The organism is Rhizobacter sp. P3_B12, assembly GCF_056402895.1.
This window is the reverse complement of the sequence record NZ_JBFUGN010000597.1, coordinates 1-3,834: the sequence shown is the minus strand read 5'-3', so window position 1 is coordinate 3,834 and position 3,834 is coordinate 1. Positions and strand designations below refer to the sequence as shown.

At 68.7% G+C, this 3,834-nt stretch carries 3 protein-coding genes; 2 read left to right on the top strand and 1 reads right to left on the bottom strand.

Annotated elements, in window-relative coordinates; translation table 11 throughout:
* Positions 1–2,061 (top strand): sensor histidine kinase (locus AC1D01_RS24420; protein WP_477870958.1); only part of this gene is annotated, 2,061 nt, incomplete at its 5' end.
* A gap of 4 nt (positions 2,062–2,065) precedes the next feature.
* Here the strand turns inward: AC1D01_RS24420 and AC1D01_RS24415 are convergent.
* Complete coding sequence (locus AC1D01_RS24415) at positions 2,066–2,902, bottom strand: NAD(P)H-dependent oxidoreductase (protein WP_477870956.1); 837 nt, start codon at positions 2,900–2,902, stop codon at positions 2,066–2,068.
* Positions 2,903–3,013: 111 nt separating this feature from the next.
* On the opposite strand from AC1D01_RS24415, the gene AC1D01_RS24410 reads away from it, so the two are divergent.
* Positions 3,014–3,834: LysR family transcriptional regulator (locus AC1D01_RS24410; protein WP_477870954.1), on the top strand; the 821-nt coding region annotated here is incomplete at its 3' end.

The following is a 3,834-nucleotide window of genomic DNA, read 5'->3' as shown; positions in this document are numbered from 1 at the left end:
CCGGACACCCTGTGGATCGGCACCGAGCGCGGCTTGAACCGTGTCGACCGCACGACGGGTCAGGTCACGCAGGTCGACCGGCCGGCCTTCGCGCGAGGGGTCAGCGCGATCGCGAAGGACCGCTCCGGCACCCTGTGGTTCGGCACGAGCAGCAACGGTCTCGTTCGCTTCGATCCCGGTTCGGGCCGGACCACGACCTACGCCCACGATGYATCCAATCCGCGATCGCTGAACCACAACCGGGTCACGGCGTTGCGGGTCGATCGCGGCGGCAGCCTGTGGGCCGCGACGGATTTCGGCCTGAGCCGCTGGGAGCCCGCGACGGAGCAGTTCTCGACCTTCAGCCCGCAACCGAAAAGCCTGGTCCAGTACCGCTCGATCGCGGAGGACGCGAGCGGTGTGCTGTGGCTGGCGACGTCGTCACGCGGCGTGCACCGTTTCGATCCCCGCGAAGGCACCTTCAAGGTCTTCGCCACCGAGCTCCGTGCCGCGCAGCCGCCCGGCCACAACCGCGTCAATTCGGTTCACGTCGACCGCGCGGGCACGGTGTGGGCCGCGACCTTCCGCGGGCTGGGCAAGCTCGATCCTCGCGACGCGACATTCAAGGCGTACGACTCGCGCTCCGGGCTTCCCGCGGACACGGTGCTCGGCATCCTGGAGGAAGACGACGGACGCCTGTGGGTCAGCACCCCGAACGGGCTGTCGCGCTTCGATCCGCACGCCGAGACCTTCACGAACTATCACGCGTCGGATGGCCTGTTGAGCGATCGGTTCGCTGCGCCCGTGGTCGCCGCCCAAAGCTCCAGCGGGGAGATGTTCTTCGGCTCGCAGAAGGGGCTGGTGGCGTTCTTCCCCGGGCAGGTCGTCGAGCGCCAGCTCGCGCTGCCGGTGTTCTTGACCGGCTTTCGCTTGTTCGGCGAACCGGTGCTGCCCGGAAGCGCGCCGCTGATGCGGCCCATCTGGTCCRCTGCTTCGCTGGAGCTTGAATCGCGCAGCATCGTGTCGTTCGACTTCGCCGCCTTGAACTATGCCGATCCGGCGCGCACGCGCTACCGGTACCGGCTCGAGGGCTTGGAGACGAAATGGAACGAGACGGACAGCGCCCGGCGCAGCGCGACGTACACGATGCTGCCGACGGGCAATTACACGTTTCTGGTCCAGGCGCGCGGCGCCCGCGGAGACTGGAGCGACAGCGAGCTCGCGCTCAGGATCCGCGTTCCGCCGCCGTGGTATGCGACGTGGTATTTCCGGGTCCTCRCCGCCGCATTGCTGCTCACGACGCTCTGGCTCGCGTACCGCTTGCGCGTGCGCCAGTTGCACCGCCGATTCGCGATCGCGCTCTATGCGCGGCTCGGCGAGCGTGCACGCATCGCGCGCGAGCTGCACGACACGCTGCTGCAGACCTATCAGGCGTCGCTGCTCTGGTTCCGTACGGCCCTCAACGCCCTGCCGGAGCGGCCGCTCGAAGCGAAACAGCGGCTCGAGCTCGCTCTCGAGCGTGCAGAGTCGGCGATCGTCGAAGGGCGCGAGGCCGTGCAGGGCCTGCGCAGCTCGACGGTCGAGGTCAATGACCTCGCCGAGGCGATCGCTGCGATCGGCGCCGACTTGACCAACGCCCATCCGGCGGCCAACGCGCCTGTCGCCGGCGTCGCGGTCGACGGAGCGACGCGCCACTTGAACCCGCTCGTGCGCGAGGAGGCGTGGCGCATCGCCGGCGAGGCGCTGCGCAACAGCTTCCGCCACGCCGAGGCACGGCACATCACCGTCACGCTGCACTACGGCGTGCGGCAGTTCCGGCTGACGATCGCCGACGACGGCAAAGGCATCGAAGCGGCGACGATCGCGGGCCAGCAGCCCGCCAGCCACTTCGGGTTGCCAGGCATGCGCGAGCGCGCCGGCATCATCGGTGGGCAACTGGAGGTCCGCAGCACGATCGGGCGCGGCACCGAGGTGGAGCTCCGGGTGCCCGGCCGCACCGCCTACGATGCGGCCGCGCAGACCTGGCACTGGTGGGATGCATTCCGGCGCGGGCGCCCCCCCGCGGAGAACGCCGACCGCTAAGGCATCAGCACCTGAGGCACGGATCGGTTCCTGCCGAACGCGCGTCACGGGCGCTGATGTCCGCCTCCGCATCCGCGATGTGCGCCACCAGTCCGCTCTGGCCGGCCGCGACATGAGCCRCCAGGACGTGGCCGTCCGGATAGTCGCCACCGTTCTGCGGCCGGAAGGGGATGGGCGCTTCTTCGAAGAGACGTTCGACGCGCGAGCGCCAGGCTTGCCTGGCCGCAGCGACCTCCTCCGCAGCGATGCGTCCCGTGCCATAGACGGCGAAGGTGGGCAGCACGTCGAAGCCGGGGAAATGGAGCGAGCCGTGCGTGATGGGGAAGAGCAACTGCTCGAGCGGCCCGTTGATGCCCCGCGGCGAATAATCCCTGGCCGGGCCGCCGACCGCGACGGCGAGCATCGCCCGCTTGCCCTTGAAGGCACCATCGCCATAGCGGTACTGGTTGCCCGCGTTCCGGTAGCCGTACGCGAGGCCGTAGGCCCACACCCTGTCCACCCAGCCCTTCATGATGGCCGGCATGCCGAACCACCAGAGCGGGAACTGGAAGAGCACCGCATCGGCAGCCAGCACTTTCTGCTGCTCGGCGGCAATGTCCACGACCTGATGTCCACCGAAATAGGCGTGCCCGGACTCCGAAATGAACGACAGGCGATCCGGGTCGGCCCGGCTGGGGAAATCGTGTTCGTCGAACACGGCCTTCCAGCGCATGTCGTACAGATTCGACTGCAGCACCTCGTGCCCCTGCTGCCGCAGCGTTTGCAAGGACACCTCCACGAGCTGGCGGGTCAGCGATGTGGGCTCGGGGTGCGCATGGACGATCAAGACCTTCTTCTGCATCGATTCACTCTTCATCGGTGGTGCCGGTAGGGCGATGGCGCAAGTCTCGGCAGTCGCGAACCATCTGTGAAATCGAGGCTTTGTTTGGCTACTATCCATGGCATGGATAGCATGCGCCTCGACCTCAACCTGCTCGTCACGCTGGAGGCCTTGCTGGTGGAGCAGAACGTGACCAAGGCGGCCGCCCGCCTGCACCTGAGTCAACCGGCGGTCAGCGCGCAGTTGAGCCGCCTGCGCGACGCGTTCGACGACCCGTTGCTCATCCCTGCGCAACGCGGCATGACGCCGACCGCCAAGGCCATCGAGCTGCTGGACCCCTTGCGCCAGGCCTTGGACCTGGTGCGCGCCACCRTCGCCACGCACCGGAACTTCGACCCGGCCAAGGCGGAGCTGACCTTCACCATCGCCTGCACGGACTACCTGCAGGCGGCCGTGGTCAAGCCGCTGGTCGTGGAGCTGCGCACCCGGGCACCCGGCGTGCGCGTGGCGCTGCGCAACCTGGACCTGCCGCAGCTGGAAGCGCAGATGGCGCGGGGCGACGTGGACCTGGCGCTGATGACGCCGGAGGTCGCGCCACCGGGCCTGCGGACGCGGCACCTGTTCGATGAGCGCTATGTGCTGATCGGCCGGCGGGACCATCCACGGCTGCGGCGCAAGATCTCGGTCGCGCAGTTTGCGCAGCTGGAGCACGTGATCGTCTCGCTGCGCGGGGCCGACTTCGTCACGCCGGTGGACAGCACGCTGGCGGCGCTGGGGCACAAGCGCAAGGTGGTGCTGTCGGCGGCTTCGTTCCTGTTCGTGCCGGAGATCGTGGCGGGGTCCGACTTCGTGGCCCTGGTGCCGGAGCTTCTGGTGCGAGACCGAGGGGACAGGCTGCTGCTCGTCGAGCCGCCGTTTCCCGTGGAAGGGTTCGCGGTGGGGATGGTCTGGCA